This is a genomic window from Pseudomonas sp. JR33AA, assembly GCF_021378985.1.
GTDB lineage: Bacteria > Pseudomonadota > Gammaproteobacteria > Pseudomonadales > Pseudomonadaceae > Aquipseudomonas > Aquipseudomonas alloputida.
The window spans coordinates 50,866-66,246 of record NZ_JAJSAW010000003.1; the positions used below are offsets into that span (position 1 = coordinate 50,866).

Consider the following 15,381-nt stretch of genomic DNA (forward strand, 5'->3'; position numbering starts at 1 on the left):
AACGCCATAGACACATTGGCCTGTCTGGTTAACGGGAAAAGGCCCGACTGTATGCGATCGTGATCACGTTTCAGAAGGGCCTTGCACGGTTGCTGCACATTGTAATCCAGCCCCTGACAGAGGGCAGCCGGCGGCAATATCATAATGCCATCAATATGCAGAGTGCACCACTCTGCCCAGTCGCTGGCTTGCCGGCGACAGGACCATTACAGGCGATGTCAGAGCACCCGTTTGATCAACGGTTCCAACCGGCTATAGCGCAACCGACGGAGAAACTTGCGCACTTGCTTGGGATGTTCGGCCTTCGCCCCCAGCGCCTCTGCCGAGGCGATTCTCGGCGCAAGCCGCCGCAGTTCGCTCAACTCCGCTTCCCGTGGCACCAGCCATTGACCCTGCGGGTCGTCGATCAGCAGGCCGTTCTCCAGGTCCAGGTTGAACCCGCGCGGGTTCAGGTTGTTGCCGGTCAGCAGCGAATAACGCTGGTCGATCCACACGCCCTTGGCATGGAAGGTATGCCCGGGATCGTTCCAGATGCGTACTTGCAGCTGACCACTGGCAATCGCGGCGTGGCGGCGGCGGGCGAAGGCGCGCAGGTTGTCCTCATACAGATAGGGCAATGCACCACTGGCACTGAACGGTTCGCCAGGGGCGATGTAGAAGTCGTTGGCGGTGCGGTCGCCGACAATCAGTTCCACCCCAACCCCCCGCGCAAGGGCATGGTCAAGTTCGCGCATCACGACCTGCGGCGGGTTGAAATACGGCGTACTGATGATGATCTGCGTGCGCGCCACTGCCAGCAAGGCGCACAGCGCTCGGTTCAGTGGATTGCCACGGCCCACACCTAGCAGCGGGATCACCTGCAAGCCCTGCCCTGTCACGCCGGCCGGTACCTCGTAGGCCATGCGCCGCAACCGTGCGCGCAAACGCCGAATGTCGCCGCGCAAGCTGCGGGTGGAAGGTGGCGCCGGCAGGTCGAGGCGCGGTGTGGCGGTGTGGTGCAGCAGACGCTGCACAAGGCCGACCATGGCATCAGCCAGTGCCGGTGACTGGAACAGGTGGTAGCGATCCAGCCGATAGCGGTCGAAACGATGCAGGTAGACGTTGTTCAGACTGGCGCCGGTGTAGAGCACGCAGTCGTCGATGATGCTGCCTTTGAGGTGCAACACCCCGAACAGTTCGCGAGTCTGCACTGGCACACCATGGATGACGATATCCAGCCCGCGCAATTGGCGCTGGGCCTGGTACCAGGCAGCATTGCCCGGCTGACGCCCGGCCCCCAGCAGCCCGCGCCTGGCGCGGAACCAGTCGACCACGATGGTGATCTCCAGGCCAGGCCGCGCGGCCTTGGCCTGGTACAAGGCATCCAGGACTTCCTGGCCAGCCTCGTCCTCCTGCAGGTACAGCGCAACGATAACAATGCGCCGCGTCGCCGTACGGATGCGCTCGAACAGGCAGGCGCGGTACGCCTTGGCATCGGGCAGCACCTGGATCGCGTCGGGGGCCATGGCGTAGCCTGGCAAGCTCGCCAGCAGGGATTCGGGGTTCACTGACTCTCACCTTCTCTGTGCAATCACTGTCGGCCCTGCCAGCCGGCGGGGCCATTCCTGGCCGCTGCATCCGGGGTGTATGATCGACCCGGCAACGACCCATAACAACAAGAACCACGCGAGGCTCTGCTTTCTCACTGCCCCTGCCCAACCAGGCCTCAGCTTGCACAGGAACAGCGCAATGGTCCACCCTGCTTCTGCAAACCTATCGCCGTCTAGTGTAAAGAATTGTTCGGCAAAGACCTTTGGCTTCCTGATTTTGCCCAATTTCACCACCATCGGCCTTGCGTCGGCGGTGGAGACCCTGCGCATGGCCAACCTGGCCGCGCGCAAGCCGCTGTATCGCAGTGTGCTGATCGCCGCAGATGACGCGCCGGTGGTGGCCAGCAACGGCATGCGCGTACTGCCCGACTACACCATCACCAACGCCCCCACGCTGGATACCTTGCTGGTGGTCGGCGCCAACCCGATCGACCGAAGCCGCAGCAACCGCCCATTGATCGACTGGTTGCGCCAACTGGCCCGCCAGCGCTTGCCGCTAGGCGGTATCTGCACCGGTAGCTACCTGCTGGCCAAGGCCGAATTGCTCAAGGGTTACCGCTGCACCATCCACTGGGAAGACCTGCCGACGTTGCAGGCGCACTTCCCCGGTATCGTGATCTCCAGCCAGCTATTCGAACTGGACCGCGACCGTTACACCTGCTCAGGCGGCGTGGCAGCCATGGACATGATGTTGCAACTGGTGGCCAGGGACACGGGCGGCCAGGACATCGCGGCCAAGGCCGCCGAGCTGTTGCTGTGCGACCGCGTACGCGGTGAGCGTGAGCGCCAGCGTGTGCCGCTGCGCACCCTGCTCGGCAGCGCCCAGCCCAAACTGAGCCAGGTGGTGGCGATCATGGAGGCCAATCTGGAGGAACCGCTGGGGCTGGAGGAACTGGCCAGCCTCAACCAAGTGACTGTGCGCCAATTGGAGCGGCTGTTCCACAAGTACCTGCAGCGCACGCCCAGCCAGTATTACCTGGAGCTGCGGTTGTCGCGGGCGCGGGAGTTACTGCTGCGCAGCGACGTGCAAGTGCGTGAGGTAGCGCTGGCCTGTGGCTTCAGCTCGCCTGCGCACTTTTCCAAGAGTTACAGCCGGTTTTTCGGGCTGTCGCCTTTAGGGGAGCGGCGGCAGGCCTCTCTTCATTGAATGGGGTCATGTATTGGCTTGACTGGCCTCTTCGCGGGCAAGCCCGCTCCTACAATAGACGCACATCGGTGGTCCGGCACAGGCCGTTGTAGGCGCGGGCTTGCCCGCGAAGAGGCCAGTGCAGGTCAACTAATCTTCAAGGGCCGCGTGCGCCGTCTCCCGACACATCAGCATGGCCACCAGCGCCACCAGTGCTGCCGCCAGCAGGTATCCTGCCGGGGCCAGCTTGCTGCCCGTCACCTGAATCAGCCAGGTGGCAATGAACGGCGCAGTTCCGCCAAACAGCGCATTGGCCACATTGAAGCTCAGGGCAAACCCGCTGAAGCGCACCCGGGTCGGAAAGATTTCGGCCAGCAGGCACGGCAAGGTCCCGTCGTTCATCGCCAGCATCGCACCGAAAAGGATCTGGATGGCCAGAACCACCAGCAGCGGCTGACCGTCCAGCAGGCGAAACAACGGCACGGTCAACCCCAGGAACAACAGGGAGGCCACCACCAGCATGGTCTTGCGACCAAACTGGTCGGACAGCCGCCCCATCAGGAAGATCAAGCCGATATAGGTGGCCAGCGACACCGTCGAGGCGATGAACGAGTCCCGCTCGCTCATGCCCATTTCACTGGACAGGTAGGTCGGCATGTAACTGAGCAACAGGTAGAACGCAACCGCATTCAGGCAGGTGACCCCCATGCCGATCGCCAGACTGCGCCGGTGCTGGCCCAGCAGTTCACGCAGCGGCGTCGTGGCCATGCCGGCCTTGGTTTCCAGGCGCTGCTCCATTTCCAGGAACTTGGGCGTGTCCTGCAGGCTCATGCGGATATAGCGCCCTACCAGGCCGAACGGCGCCGCCAGCAGGAACGGCAGGCGCCAGCCCCATTCATGCAGGGCTTCACTGCTGAGCAGCTCATGCAGCACCGCGACGAACGCCGCACCGAACAACAACCCCGCCGCCGTGCTGGCCGGCACAATGCTGGTGTACAAGCCACGCCGCCCAGGCGGCGCGTACTCGGCCAGGAACGCAGCGGCGCCGGCATACTCACCCGAGGCGGAGAACCCCTGTACCAGGCGGATCAGCAACAACAAGGCCGGTGCCCACAGCCCGATCTGCGCATAGCCTGGCAACAAGCCGATGCAGAAGGTGGATATCGACATGATCAGGATCGACCACGACAGCGCGTTGCGCCGACCGTGTCGGTCGCCGAAATGGCCCCAGACAATGCCACCCAGCGGGCGCACCAGGAACGACAGCGCGAATACCGCGAAGGTGGCCAGCAGGCCGGTGGTCTTGTCAGTTTGCGGGAAGAAAGTGGCCGCGATGATGGTGGCCAGATAGCCATAGGCGGCGTAGTCGAACCACTCGACAAAGTTGCCCATGAAGCTGGCCCGGGCGGCCTTGCGCAGCGCCTGGCGTTCGGCGTTGTGCGCGGGGCCGGCGATGGCGGATGGGTCTAGGGTGGTGCTGGACATGACGGGTACCCTCTGGTTCTTTTAATTGGAGGCAGGGTCTGGTGGTCATACGGGGATCTTGTTGTTGTCCGGGCTGGCCTTTTCGCGGGTGAACCCGCGCCTACGGCAACGGTGAAATCTTCGTAGGAGCGGGTTCACCCGCGAAGCAGCCGACGCCGATGCTTATTTACGAATGATGTTGTGCTCCGGCCCATACGGGAACCGGGTGATGTTCTCGGCGCCATTGTCGTTGACGATCAGGATGTCATGCTCGCGATAACCGCCCGCCCCCGGTCGCCCTTCAGGCAGCATGATCATCGGCTCGATCGACACCACCATGCCCGGCTCCAGCACGGTATCGATGTCCTCGCGCAGCTCCAGCCCCGCCTCGCGGCCGTAGTAATGGCTGAGCGTGCCGAACGAATGGCCATACCCGAAGGTGCGGTACTGCAGCAGGTCGTGGCGCATGAAGATCTCGTTCAGTTCGCGGGCGATATCGCTGCAGCGCATGCCCGGGCGCACCAGTTGCAGCCCGGCTTCGTGCACTTCGACGTTGGCCTGCCACAGGCGCAGGTACTCGTCCGGGCAATGGTCAAGGAACAGGGTGCGCTCCAACGCGGTGTAATAGCCTGCGATCATGGGGAAACAGTTGAGGCTGAGAATCTCGCCCTTGCCCACGCGGCGGCTGGTGACCGGGTTGTGTGCGCCATCGGTGTTGAGCCCGGACTGGAACCAGGTCCAGGTGTCCATCAGCTCGGCGTCCGGGAAGCGTTTGGCAATTTCGCGCACCATCGCCTGGGTAGCATGCAGTGCCACCTCGTACTCGGGCACCTGCTCACGCAGGGCCTCGACCACAGCCGCCCCGCCGATGTCGGCCACCTGCGCACCGTGTCGGATAAGCGCCTGCTCCTCGGCCGACTTGATCATGCGCATACGCATGCACGGCGCAGCGATGTCCACCAGCTCGGCCTTGGGGTAGCAGGCGGCGAATTTGCCGTGGTTCTGCAGGTTCAGGTGGTCGTACTCCACGCCGATGCGCGAGGCCAGCGGCAACGCCTGCTGGATGGCGACAAAATAGTTGTCGCGCTGCCAGTCGGTATAGACGATGTTGTCAGTGCCGACCGTGCGCCGCCAGGGTTGCCCGCCGTCGATGTTGGCACTGATCGAGACCACCTTGTCCTGGGTGATCACCAGCGCATAGGGGCGGCCGAATGAGCAGTAGAGGAAATCGCTGTAATAGTTGACGTTGTGGTACGAGGTGAAAATTGCCGCCTCGATGTCCTTCTCGGCCATATAGGCCCGCAGCCGGGCGTGGCGAGCAGCGTATTCCTGAGCGGAGAAGGTTGGCTGCACCTTGTCGCCATTGCGGATTTTCAGGGTCTTGGGCATTTGCATGGTCGGGGTTCCTTGTCGTTGTGAGCACGCTGTTCAGGCCGGCCGCCTGAGAAGCATTGCAACAGAACCGACGAGGAGACTTTTGTATCTATCCGACCTGGAATTGGCGGGATGCCCCATGGCCAAGGGGGCGCTGAGCCCCCCTGCCAGGCAACGCTATTTCAAATCAAAGCGGTCCAGCTCCATGACCTTCTGCCAGGCGGCCACAAAGTCGCGAACAAACTTGTCACCCCCATCACTGCTGGCATACACCTCGCTCAGCGCCCGCAACTGGGCATGCGAACCAAACACCAGATCGACCCGGCTACCGCTCCACTTCACCTGCCCGGTCTTGCGGTCGCGGCCTTCGAAGGTTTCGTTGTCCGCCGAAGTCGGTTTCCACTCCACGCTCATATCCAGCAAGTTGCGGAAGAAGTCGTTGCTCAGCGTTCCCGGCTTGTCGGTGAACACGCCAAGTTTGCTGCCTCCATGGTTGGCACCGAGCACCCGCAGGCCACCGATCAGCACAGTCAGCTCCGGCGCGGTCAGGGTCAGCAACTGCGCCTTGTCCAGCAACAGTTTCTCGGCCTTGACGCTGTAGCGGGCCTTGGTGAAGTTGCGGAAGCCATCGGCCAGCGGCTCCAGCACGGCGAACGACTCAACGTCGGTCTGCTCCTGGGACGCATCGACTCGGCCCGGGCGGAACCCTACGCTGGCGCTGTAACCGGCATCCTTGGCAGCCTTTTCAACTGCAGCGGTACCGGCCAGCACGATCAGGTCAGCCAGGGAAACCTTCTTGCCGCTGTTGTTGAACTCGCCCTGGATCTTCTCCAATGCCGCCAGCACCTTGTCCACGCCCTGGTTTGCAGCCCAGTCCTTCTGTGGTGCCAAGCGCAAACGGGCGCCGTTGGCACCACCGCGCTTGTCGGAGCCGCGGAAGGTCGACGCGGATGCCCAGGCGGTGGAGACCAGTTCGCCCACGCTCAAGCCCGAGGCCAGAACCTTGGATTTGAGGGCCTCGATGTCTTGCTCGCTGATCGTGGATGGCTCGGCTTTGGGTAACGGGTCTTGCCACAGCAGCTCTTCATTGGGCATTTCCGGGCCCAGATAGCGCGCCAGCGGGCCCATGTCGCGGTGAATCAGCTTGTACCATGCACGGGCGAAAGCATCCGCCAACTGCTCAGGGTTGTCTTTGAAACGGCGGGCGATCGGCTCGTAGATGGGGTCGAAGCGCAATGCCAGGTCGGAGGTCAACATCGACGGTGCATGCTTTTTACCGGGATCGTGTGCATCTGGCACCGTTCCTGCGCCTTTGCCCTCTTTTGGCCGCCACTGGTGCGCGCCGGCCGGGCTTTTGGTCAGCTCCCACTCAAAGTTGAACAGGTTGTTCAGGTACTCGTTGCTCCACTGGGTCGGGGTGGAGGTCCAGGTCACTTCCAGGCCGCTGGTGATGGTATCCCCGCCTTTGCCGGAGCCAAACGTGTTGGCCCAGCCCAGGCCCTGCATCTCAAGGCCTGCCGCTTCCGGCTCGGGGCCGACGTTGTCGGCGGGGCCGGCACCATGGGTCTTGCCGAACGCGTGACCACCGGCGATCAACGCCACGGTTTCTTCATCGTTCATGGCCATGCGGCCAAAGGTTTCACGGATGTCCTTGCCCGAGGCCACCGGGTCGGGGCTGCCTTCCGGGCCTTCCGGGTTCACGTAGATCAGGCCCATCTGCACGGCGGCCAGCGGGTTTTCCAGGTTACGCTCGGCCGACAGGTCGCGATTCTGCTCTTCACCATGTTTGGCCGGCTCGGCCACCAGGTCACCCTGCCCCGGCGGTTGCGCCTTGACCTGATCCTTGCCGTAACGGGTATCGCCGCCCAGCCAGACCTTTTCCGACCCCCAGTAAACGTCTTCGTCCGGCTCCCACACATCGGCGCGCCCGCCGGAGAAGCCGAAGGTCTTGAAGCCCATGGATTCGAGGGCAACATTACCGGTGAGTACGATCAGGTCGGCCCAGGAAATCTTGTTGCCGTACTTCTGCTTGATCGGCCACAGCAGGCGCCGGGCCTTGTCCAGGCTGACGTTGTCCGGCCAGCTGTTGAGCGGGGCGAAACGTTGCTGGCCAGAGCCCGCGCCGCCGCGGCCATCGCCAATGCGGTAGGTGCCCGCGCTATGCCAGGCCATGCGGATGAACAGCGGGCCGTAGTGGCCAAAGTCGGCCGGCCACCAATCCTGCGAGTCGGTCATCAGGGCAGTCAGGTCTTTCTTCAGGGCCTGGAAGTCGAGGCTCCTGAACGCCTTGGCATAGTCGAAGTCCGGGTCGGGGCTGGACTTGGAGGAATGCTGGTGAAGAATTCTCAGGTTGAGCTGGTCAGGCCACCAGTCACGGTTGGTGGTGCCGCCACCTGCGGTTTGATGGAACGGGCATTTCGATTCGTTCGACATCTGCGGGTACCTTTGGGTCGGTTATCCAGATTTCCGGTCTATGCCAGTGTTCTTTCAGCCGAGCGGGTGGGCTCGTACTACCCCTGATCAGGTGTACACGGGGGCTTGCGAAGCTGTCACGGCGGTGGGGGGCACGGTCTTGCACGCAGGTGCTGACGCGCTGCCTTGTCGCGGAATTCGCGGGGCCACGGAAAAGACTAGCCGAGCTTGGGCAGAGTTCTAATAGAGTGGCTGTTGCAGGCTGATAGGCTGGCTCTGTCAGGTTCTAACCTGCCCGCGAAGAGGGCGGCACATCCATACAAGGCACAAGGCCCTGCGCCATGCTTCAATACACAGCCATACACTTTGCCCAGGACGCCGAGCCCTCATGAACCGCAACGACTTGCGCCGCGTCGACATGAACCTGCTGGTGCTGTTCGAAGCCCTGATGATCGAACGCAACCTGACCCGCGTGGGTGAAAAGCTGTTCATCACCCAATCCACCGTCAGCGCCGCCCTGGCCCGCCTGCGCGAGCTGTTCGACGACCCGCTGCTGATCCGCAGCGGCCGGGCCATGGAACCCACGCCCCGGGCCATGCAGATCTTTGCTGAACTTGGCCCTGCCATGGACGTGATTTCCGCCGCCATCAGCCGCGCCCGCGAGTTCGACCCGGCCAACAGCTGCAACGTGTTCCGCCTGGGCCTTTCTGACGACGCCGAGTTCGGCCTGTTTCCGGCCCTGCTGCAAGCCCTGCGTGAAGAAGCCCCCGCCATCAGCGTGGTCGTGCGCCGGGCCAATTTCCTGCTGATGCCTGGCCTGCTGGCCAGCGGCGAGATCTCGGTAGGTGTGAGCTATACCACCGACCTGCCGGCCACCGCCAAACGCCGCAAGCTGCGCGACATCGGTGTACGGGTGCTGCGCGCCGACGACCGCCCGGGGCCACTGACCCTCGACGAATACTGCGCCCGCCCGCATGTGATGGTGTCGTTCTCCGGTGACATGAGCGGCAACATCGACCTCGACCTGGCACGCATCGGTCGTTGCCGCAAGGTGGTGCTGGCGGTGCCGCAGTTCGGTAGCCTGCGCGCACTGCTGCGCAACACCGAGCTGATCGCTACGGTGCCGGACTATGCCGCTTGTGCCCTCGCCGACGACGGCAGCCTGCGCGCCGACCCGGCGCCGTTCGACATCACCGAGGCCGAGCTGTCGATGGTCTGGAGCGGCGCCCAGGACAACGACCCCGCCGAGCGCTGGCTGCGCGACCGCATCCTGCAGTTCATGGCCACACAGTGATGCCCATTTGGCTGCACAACGCTGTTCCTGCCGGCCGTAAGGCCTGAAGCACGCAGCTGCTATTTGCTGCGCTGCATCCACGCGGCGCCAAGGCCACTGAGGCAGATCACCAAAATCCCCACCAGGCTCAGGGTATCCGGCACCTGGCTGTACACCACGAAGCCAAGCAACCCGGCAAACACGATCTGGCAATAGCTGAACGGCGCCAGCAGCGCCGGCGCTGCATGGCGGAAGGCCTGGGTCAACAGCAGGTGCGCAGTCATGCCAAAGCCCCCGAGTGCCAGCATCAACAGGGCATGGTCCCAGCGCGGCACTTCCCAGAAGAACGGCACCAGCGCACTCATTGCCAAGGTGTTGCACAGCCCCGCATAGAAGTTGCTGGTGGTCGGGCTGTCATGCGCCGCAAGAATGCGCGTCAGCAACTGATAGAAGCAGAAGCCCAAGGCCGAGCCGAACGGATACAAAATGGCCGGGGTAAACATCGCCCCACCCGGGTGCACCACCACCAGCACACCGATAAAGCCCATGACCACCGCCACCCACTGCCCCACTGTCACGCGTTCTTTCAGCAGTGGCGCCGACAGCGCGGTGACCAGCACTGGGGCAAGGAAGTTGACGGCCGTGGCCTCGGCCAGTGGCAGGTGTTGCAAGCCGGTGGTGAACAGCAGGCTGGTGCTCAGCAGGCTCAGGGCCCGCAAGGTCTGCAATACCGGCCGGCGTGTGCGCAATACGTTGAGCCCGGACTTGGGCAGGAAGATACCGGCCATCAGCAAGGTGTGCACCACATAACGCGCCCACACCACCATGACTATCGGGTACAGGCCACCCAGGAATTTGGACAAGGCATCGTGGCTGGCGAACAGGAACGTCGCCACCACCACCAAAGCGATGCCGCGCAGGGGTTGGTTGACGCCGGACAGCGGTGTGCTGGAACTCATGGCTCTCTCGATGACGGCGCGGCAGCATGCCCCGCCCAAGGAAGGCCGCGCAGGCATTGCCTGGCGGATGTAACAGCTGGGATTCTAGAAGAGATGCCGCAGAATAAGGAAGTTCAATTGCCGCTTGCCCCGGTCAAGTGCAATTTCTGTTCGCTGATCGACCACTTTCCACCTTGTCTGCATGGCCCGTGTACGGCCGATCGCCGACCATCGACCGACCCTGCACACCTTATAAGGAATTGACATGCAAAGGCTCAGCACCCGCACCGGCCTAGACCTGCCCGCCATCGGCCTGGGCACCTGGCCAATGACCGGCAGTGAATGCACCCAGGCCGTGCGCCAGGCACTGGACGTGGGTTACCGGCACATCGACACCGCCACCGCCTACGAAAACGAAGCGGCCGTTGGCCAGGCGCTGCGCGACAGCGACGTGCCACGCGAGCAGATCCACCTGACCACCAAGGTCTGGTGGGACCGCCTGGAGCCCAACGCGATGCGTCAGTCGCTGGAAAACAGCCTGCGCGCACTGGGTACCGAACAGGTCGACTTGTTTCACATTCACTGGCCAGGCAAAGACTGGGACCTGGCCCGCAGCATCGACGCCCTGGTAGCTCTGCGTGACGAAGGCAAGGCGCGCCATATTGGGGTGGCCAACTTCCCATTGGGGCTACTGCGCCAGGTGGTGGAAACCCTGGGCGCGCCGTTGTCGGCGATCCAGGTGGAGTACCATGTTCTGCTCAGCCAGCAACCGCTACTCGACTTCGCTCGCAGCCATGACCTGTTGCTCACCGCCTACACCCCGCTGGCACGTGGCCAGGCGGCGGCGCAGCCGGTGATCCAGGCGATTGCCCGCAAGCATGGCGTGCTGCCCAGCCAGGTGGCGCTGAAATGGCTGGTGGACCAGGACGGCGTGGCGGCCATCCCCAAAGCCAGCAGCCGCGAAAACCAACTGGCCAACCTGGCCGCGTTGACCGTGCAGCTGGATGACGAAGACCGCACAGCCATTGCCGGGCTGCCGAAAGACCAGCGCGTGGTCAGCCCGCCGTTTGCGCCGGACTGGAATAGCTGAGGCCGCGCCTGTCAGGGACCGCCCAGGGGGCGGGGGCTGGCAACCTCAATGGCGGGTGCCGGTCACCAGGAAATTGAGCAAGTCCGGCTCATCCCCCAGGGCGATGGCCTGCGCCGGCCGCGGCAAGCTCGCCAGCACAGCGTTGCAGAAAGCCACGGCGGGCAGATCCTGTGCGTAGCAACGCAGCAGCCAGTCACCCTCGCCCCCCAGCAACTGCAACGCCACCGCCTGGCCGATGCCCTGGCGACGATACTTCTTGAGGATGAAGAGGTCGGCAAGCTCCAGCGCATCGATGCCAGGCAGTTCGCTGCGCTCGACCAGCGCGAAGCCGGCGATGAAACCGTCCACCAACACCAGATACGCGCCCCAGCCGTCGTCCTGCCAATAACGTTGCAGGTGCTCCTCGTGGATGTAGAAACGGCCGTCCGCCTCGACGTCTTCCTGCTCCCAGTCGGAGGACTCGTAGCAATAGAACTGGTAGAGATTGCGGATCAGCGAAGCCTGGTCGAGGGTGGTTGGCAGCAGCGCGATGGGGAGCATGGTGTGGGGGGCCTGAACAAAAAGACGATTCTAGATCACCCGCCCCTGGCAACAAAAAGCCCGGGACCTCCCCGCACGGAAAGCCCCAGGCAAAATCACAGCGACAAACCCTCGGAATTAGCCCTCCTGCAACGCCCGCGGCCGATGGCTTCGCGCCTCGGCGTCAGGCGACTTGGCACCCTGCAAGCGGAAATCGAATGACAGCTCGGCAAAGCGCTCGCCTTGCACGCCGCGGTCACGCGCCGCCGCCGCATCCTCGACAAAACGCAGTTCGCCGATCAGCCCGTCGCGGGTGGCATAGGCAAAGTCGTCCCACAGGTACTTGTCGCCCGCAAAGTTGATCTGCGTGGTGAGGTGGCGGTGCCCCGGCGCCGAGATGAAGAAGTGCACGTGCGCCGGGCGCTGGCCATGGCGACCGAGCAGGTCCAGGCATTCCTGGGTTGGCCCCTGAGGGTCGCAGCCATACCCCGACGGCACGATCGAGCGCGCGCGGTAACGGCCTTCGGCATCGGTAACGATACGCCGGCGCAAGTTGAACTCGGACTGGCTCGAATCGAAGTACGAGTAGGTGCCCTGGGTGTTGGCGTGCCACAGGTCGACGGTGGCACCCGCCAACGGCTTGCCGTCGGCATCGAACACCTGGCCCTGAAGGAACATCACCACGCCTGGGTCAGTGCCGTCGTCCATGCGCACTTCGCCCTGTGCCAGCGGCGCCCCGGCAACGTACAACGGGCCTTCGATGGTGCGCGGGGTGCCGCCGCCGAGGCCGGCTTCGGCATCCTTGGCATCCTGCAGCAGGTCGAGGAAGTGCTCGATGCCCAGGCCAGCAGCCAGCAGGCCTGCCTCGTTACGGCTGCCCAGGCGGTTGAGGTAGTCGACAGCGTGCCAGAACTCGTCCTCGGTGATTTCCAGGTCTTCGACCAGGCGAGCGGTGTCTTGCAGCACACGCAGAATGATCTGCTTGAAGCGCGGGTTTCCTTCGGCATGGTCCAGGCCAGCTACCCGGTTGAAGAAGGCTTGAATGTCGGCAGTGTGGGAAATTTTCACGGTCATCGTGCTTACCTCGTATTGTTCTTGTCAGGCATACAAATGCGAATCAGCGATCGTCGCTGTGAATAGACGAGGGATGCCGACACAGGCCGTCGACCTCGATGTCCATGTACGGGAACAGCGGCAGCTGCATCAGCGTGTCATGCAACGCCTCGACGCTGGGCACATCGAACACGCTGTAGTTGGCGTAATGCCCGGCAATGCGCCACAGGTGGCGCCAGATGCCTTCGCGCTGCAGGCGCTGGGCCAGTTCCTTTTCATCGGCCTTGAGCTGGGCGGCCTTGGCCGGGTCCATGTCGACCGGCAGCTTCACGGTCATCTTCACGTGGAACAACATGGTTATCTCCTTGCTTGTCAGCGGCGGGCGAAGCGCGCCAGGCGCTGTTCGTCCAACGTCAGGCCCAGGCCTGGGGTATGGGGGATGTGCAGGTGGAAGTCGCGGTATTGCGGCGGCTCGTTGACGATCTCCTCGGTCAGCAGCAGCGGCCCGAACAGCTCTGTACCCCAGGTGAGCTGGCGCAGGGTGAGAAATGCATGGGCCGAAGCCAGGGTGCCGATCGAACCTTCGAGCATGGTGCCGCCATACAAGGCGATGCCAGCGGCCTCGGCGATCTGTGCAGTGCGCAGCACCGCACGCGGGCCACCATTCTTGGCGATTTTCAGGGCGAAGACGCTGGCGGCGCCGTCGGCGGCCAGGCTGAAGGCGTCCTCGACGCTTTCGATCGACTCATCGGCCATGATCGGTGCCGGGCTGCGCTGGTTCAGGCGCACCTGGCCACCGCGGTTGATGCGCGAAATCGGCTGCTCGATCAGGTCGATGCCATTGTCGCCCAATACCTGGCAGGCGCGGAGGGCCTGGGACTCGTCCCAATACTGGTTGACGTCGACCCGCACGCTGGCGCTGTCACCCAGCTCGCGCTTGATCGCGACCACGTGCTTGAGGTCCTGCGCCACCGGGTTGGCGCCGATTTTCAGCTTGAACACCCGGTGCCGGCGAATGTTCAGCATGTGCTGAGCTTCGGCGATGTCGCGGGCGGTGTCGCCGCTGGCCAGGGTCCAGGCCACCTCCAGGCTGTCACGTACGCGGCCACCCAGCAGTTCGCTGACCGGCAGGCCCAGGCGTTTGCCCTGGGCGTCGAGCAAGGCGCTTTCGATGCCGGACTTGGCGAAGGTGTTGCCCTTGGCCAGCTTGTCCAGCTTGAGCATGGCGGCATTGATGTTGTCTGCCGGCAGGCCGATCAGCGCCGGGGCGAGGTGCGCGTCGATATTGGCCTTGATGCCTTCAGGGCTTTCGTAGCCATAAGCCAGGCCACCGATGGTGGTGGCTTCCCCGATGCCTTCCACGCCATCGCTGCAGCGCAGTCGCAATACCACCAGGGTCTGCTGCTGCATGGTGTGCATCGCCAGCTTGTGCGGGCGAATGGTCGGCAGGTCGACGATAATTGCATCGATGTGTTCAATCAGCGCGCTTGTCATTGTTGCCAGGTCCCGTCAGGTCGGGCTTTCAGTTGCAGGCCCGAGCGGTGCATTTACTTGATTGTTTAAGGATTGCGCGAGACCCTGACGACCGTCCAATATCAAATGAATCTCCCACCATACCCTGGAGGTCTGATGGAGCTGCGCCACCTGCGTTACTTCAAGGTCTTGGCCGAGACCCTGAACTTCACCCGCGCCGCCGAGCTGCTGCACATCGCCCAGCCACCCCTGAGCCGGCAGATCAGCCAGCTGGAGGACCAGCTCGGCACCCTGCTGGTGGTGCGCGAACGTCCGCTGCGGCTGACCGAAGCCGGGCGTTTCTTCTACGAGCAGACGTGCACCGTGCTGCAGCAGTTGCAGAACATCAGCGACAACACCCGCCGCATCGGCCAAGGCCAACGCCAGTGGCTGGGCATCGGCTTTGCGCCCTCGACCCTGTACACCGTGCTGCCAGAGCTGATCCGCGAACTGCGCCAGGACAGCGAGCTGGAACTGGGCCTGAACGAGATGACCACACTGCAACAGGTGGAGGCGCTGAAAAGCGGGCGTATCGACATTGGCTTCGGCCGCATTCGCATCGACGACCCGGTGATTCACCAGCAGGTGCTGTGCGAGGACCCTCTGGTCGCCGTGCTGCCCAAGGGCCACCCCCTGGCGGGCAGCCCGCTCAGCCTGGCCCAACTGGCTGGTGAAGCGTTCATCCTCTACCCGGCCAATCCCCGGCCCAGCTACGCCGACCACGTGTTGGCGCTGTTCGCCCACCACGGCCTGAGCATTCGTGTCAGCCAGTGGGCCAACGAACTGCAGACCGCCATCGGCCTGGTAGCGGTTGGCGTCGGGGTGACCCTGGTGCCAGCATCGGTACAGCAGCAGCACCGTACCGATATCGAGTATGTCGGCCTGCTTGATAGCGGCGCCGTCAGCCCGATCATCCTCAGCCGGCGCCAGGGTGATGTCAGCCCGATCGTGCAGCGGTGCCTGGGGATAATCGCCCAGCAGACCGCGTGAGCAAAACCAGAAGTCACGTGGGACCTGTGGGAGCTTTAGTC

13 protein-coding genes are annotated in these 15,381 nt (G+C 63.6%); 4 read left to right on the plus strand and 9 right to left on the minus strand.

What is annotated here, in order from left to right:
• Positions 1 to 218 precede the first annotated feature (218 nt).
• Entirely contained in the window at positions 219 to 1,547 is a 1,329-nt protein-coding gene (gene pssA, locus LVS58_RS06300) for a CDP-diacylglycerol--serine O-phosphatidyltransferase (protein ID WP_233690331.1), read from the minus strand.
• Positions 1,548 to 1,728: 181 nt separating this feature from the next.
• Between pssA and LVS58_RS06305 the strand changes: the two genes are divergently transcribed.
• On the plus strand, positions 1,729 to 2,736 hold the full coding sequence (locus LVS58_RS06305; RefSeq protein ID WP_233690332.1) for a GlxA family transcriptional regulator: 1,008 nt from the start codon (positions 1,729 to 1,731) through the stop codon (positions 2,734 to 2,736).
• A 129-nt stretch (positions 2,737 to 2,865) separates the two neighbouring features.
• Here LVS58_RS06305 and LVS58_RS06310 read toward each other — a convergent pair whose 3' ends face one another.
• The 3 genes from LVS58_RS06310 to katG form a co-directional block, all read right to left on the minus strand.
• Positions 2,866 to 4,200, minus strand: coding sequence for an MFS transporter (locus LVS58_RS06310; RefSeq protein WP_233690333.1), 1,335 nt, complete (start codon positions 4,198 to 4,200; stop codon positions 2,866 to 2,868).
• 162 nt (positions 4,201 to 4,362) lie between these two features.
• The gene (locus LVS58_RS06315; RefSeq protein WP_233690334.1) at positions 4,363 to 5,574 is read right to left on the minus strand and encodes a M24 family metallopeptidase; all 1,212 of its coding nucleotides are present in this window, start codon (positions 5,572 to 5,574) and stop codon (positions 4,363 to 4,365) included.
• 156 nt (positions 5,575 to 5,730) lie between these two features.
• Entirely contained in the window at positions 5,731 to 7,986 is a 2,256-nt protein-coding gene (gene katG / locus LVS58_RS06320) for a catalase/peroxidase HPI (protein ID WP_233690335.1), read from the minus strand.
• Positions 7,987 to 8,353: 367 nt separating this feature from the next.
• Between katG and LVS58_RS06325 the strand changes: the two genes are divergently transcribed.
• Positions 8,354 to 9,259, plus strand: a complete 906-nt coding sequence (locus tag LVS58_RS06325) for a LysR family transcriptional regulator (protein ID WP_020192324.1) — start codon at positions 8,354 to 8,356, stop codon at positions 9,257 to 9,259.
• A gap of 59 nt (positions 9,260 to 9,318) precedes the next feature.
• On the opposite strand, the gene LVS58_RS06330 is transcribed toward LVS58_RS06325, so the two are convergent.
• Positions 9,319 to 10,197 (minus strand): DMT family transporter, encoded by an 879-nt coding sequence (locus LVS58_RS06330; RefSeq protein WP_233690336.1) that lies wholly within the window; start codon positions 10,195 to 10,197, stop codon positions 9,319 to 9,321.
• Between the two features lie 244 nt (positions 10,198 to 10,441).
• On the opposite strand from LVS58_RS06330, the gene LVS58_RS06335 reads away from it, so the two are divergent.
• Complete coding sequence (locus LVS58_RS06335; RefSeq protein WP_233690337.1) at positions 10,442 to 11,266, plus strand: aldo/keto reductase; 825 nt, start codon at positions 10,442 to 10,444, stop codon at positions 11,264 to 11,266.
• Between the two features lie 45 nt (positions 11,267 to 11,311).
• Here LVS58_RS06335 and LVS58_RS06340 read toward each other — a convergent pair whose 3' ends face one another.
• From LVS58_RS06340 to LVS58_RS06355, 4 genes are all read right to left on the minus strand, one after another.
• Positions 11,312 to 11,806, minus strand: coding sequence for a GNAT family N-acetyltransferase (locus LVS58_RS06340; RefSeq protein ID WP_233690338.1), 495 nt, complete (start codon positions 11,804 to 11,806; stop codon positions 11,312 to 11,314).
• A gap of 117 nt (positions 11,807 to 11,923) precedes the next feature.
• Complete coding sequence (gene catA / locus LVS58_RS06345) at positions 11,924 to 12,859, minus strand: catechol 1,2-dioxygenase (RefSeq protein ID WP_233690339.1); 936 nt, start codon at positions 12,857 to 12,859, stop codon at positions 11,924 to 11,926.
• Between the two features lie 43 nt (positions 12,860 to 12,902).
• Entirely contained in the window at positions 12,903 to 13,193 is a 291-nt protein-coding gene (catC, locus tag LVS58_RS06350) for a muconolactone Delta-isomerase (protein WP_010954550.1), read from the minus strand.
• A 17-nt stretch (positions 13,194 to 13,210) separates the two neighbouring features.
• Entirely contained in the window at positions 13,211 to 14,332 is a 1,122-nt protein-coding gene (locus LVS58_RS06355; RefSeq protein ID WP_233690340.1) for a muconate cycloisomerase family protein, read from the minus strand.
• Between the two features lie 135 nt (positions 14,333 to 14,467).
• Here LVS58_RS06355 and catR point away from each other — a divergent pair, with 135 nt between their 5' ends.
• Positions 14,468 to 15,340 carry an HTH-type transcriptional regulator CatR gene (catR, locus tag LVS58_RS06360; RefSeq protein ID WP_233690341.1) on the plus strand — a complete coding sequence of 291 codons (873 nt, stop codon included), beginning with the start codon at positions 14,468 to 14,470 and terminating at the stop codon, positions 15,338 to 15,340.
• The last annotated feature ends 41 nt before the right edge of the window (positions 15,341 to 15,381 follow it).

Coding starts and splice junctions, on each gene's coding strand:
- LVS58_RS06315 (WP_233690334.1), bottom strand. CDS start 5,574: ATGCAAATGCCCAAGACCCTGAAAATCCGCAATGGCGACAAGGTGCAG.
- LVS58_RS06330 (WP_233690336.1), bottom strand. CDS start 10,197: ATGAGTTCCAGCACACCGCTGTCCGGCGTCAACCAACCCCTGCGCGGC.
- LVS58_RS06310 (WP_233690333.1), bottom strand. CDS start 4,200: ATGTCCAGCACCACCCTAGACCCATCCGCCATCGCCGGCCCCGCGCAC.
- LVS58_RS06335 (WP_233690337.1), top strand. CDS start 10,442: ATGCAAAGGCTCAGCACCCGCACCGGCCTAGACCTGCCCGCCATCGGC.
- katG (WP_233690335.1), bottom strand. CDS start 7,986: ATGTCGAACGAATCGAAATGCCCGTTCCATCAAACCGCAGGTGGCGGC.
- LVS58_RS06340 (WP_233690338.1), bottom strand. CDS start 11,806: ATGCTCCCCATCGCGCTGCTGCCAACCACCCTCGACCAGGCTTCGCTG.
- catC (WP_010954550.1), bottom strand. CDS start 13,193: ATGTTGTTCCACGTGAAGATGACCGTGAAGCTGCCGGTCGACATGGAC.
- LVS58_RS06355 (WP_233690340.1), bottom strand. CDS start 14,332: ATGACAAGCGCGCTGATTGAACACATCGATGCAATTATCGTCGACCTG.
- LVS58_RS06325 (WP_020192324.1), top strand. CDS start 8,354: ATGAACCGCAACGACTTGCGCCGCGTCGACATGAACCTGCTGGTGCTG.
- catA (WP_233690339.1), bottom strand. CDS start 12,859: ATGACCGTGAAAATTTCCCACACTGCCGACATTCAAGCCTTCTTCAAC.
- catR (WP_233690341.1), top strand. CDS start 14,468: ATGGAGCTGCGCCACCTGCGTTACTTCAAGGTCTTGGCCGAGACCCTG.
- LVS58_RS06305 (WP_233690332.1), top strand. CDS start 1,729: ATGGTCCACCCTGCTTCTGCAAACCTATCGCCGTCTAGTGTAAAGAAT.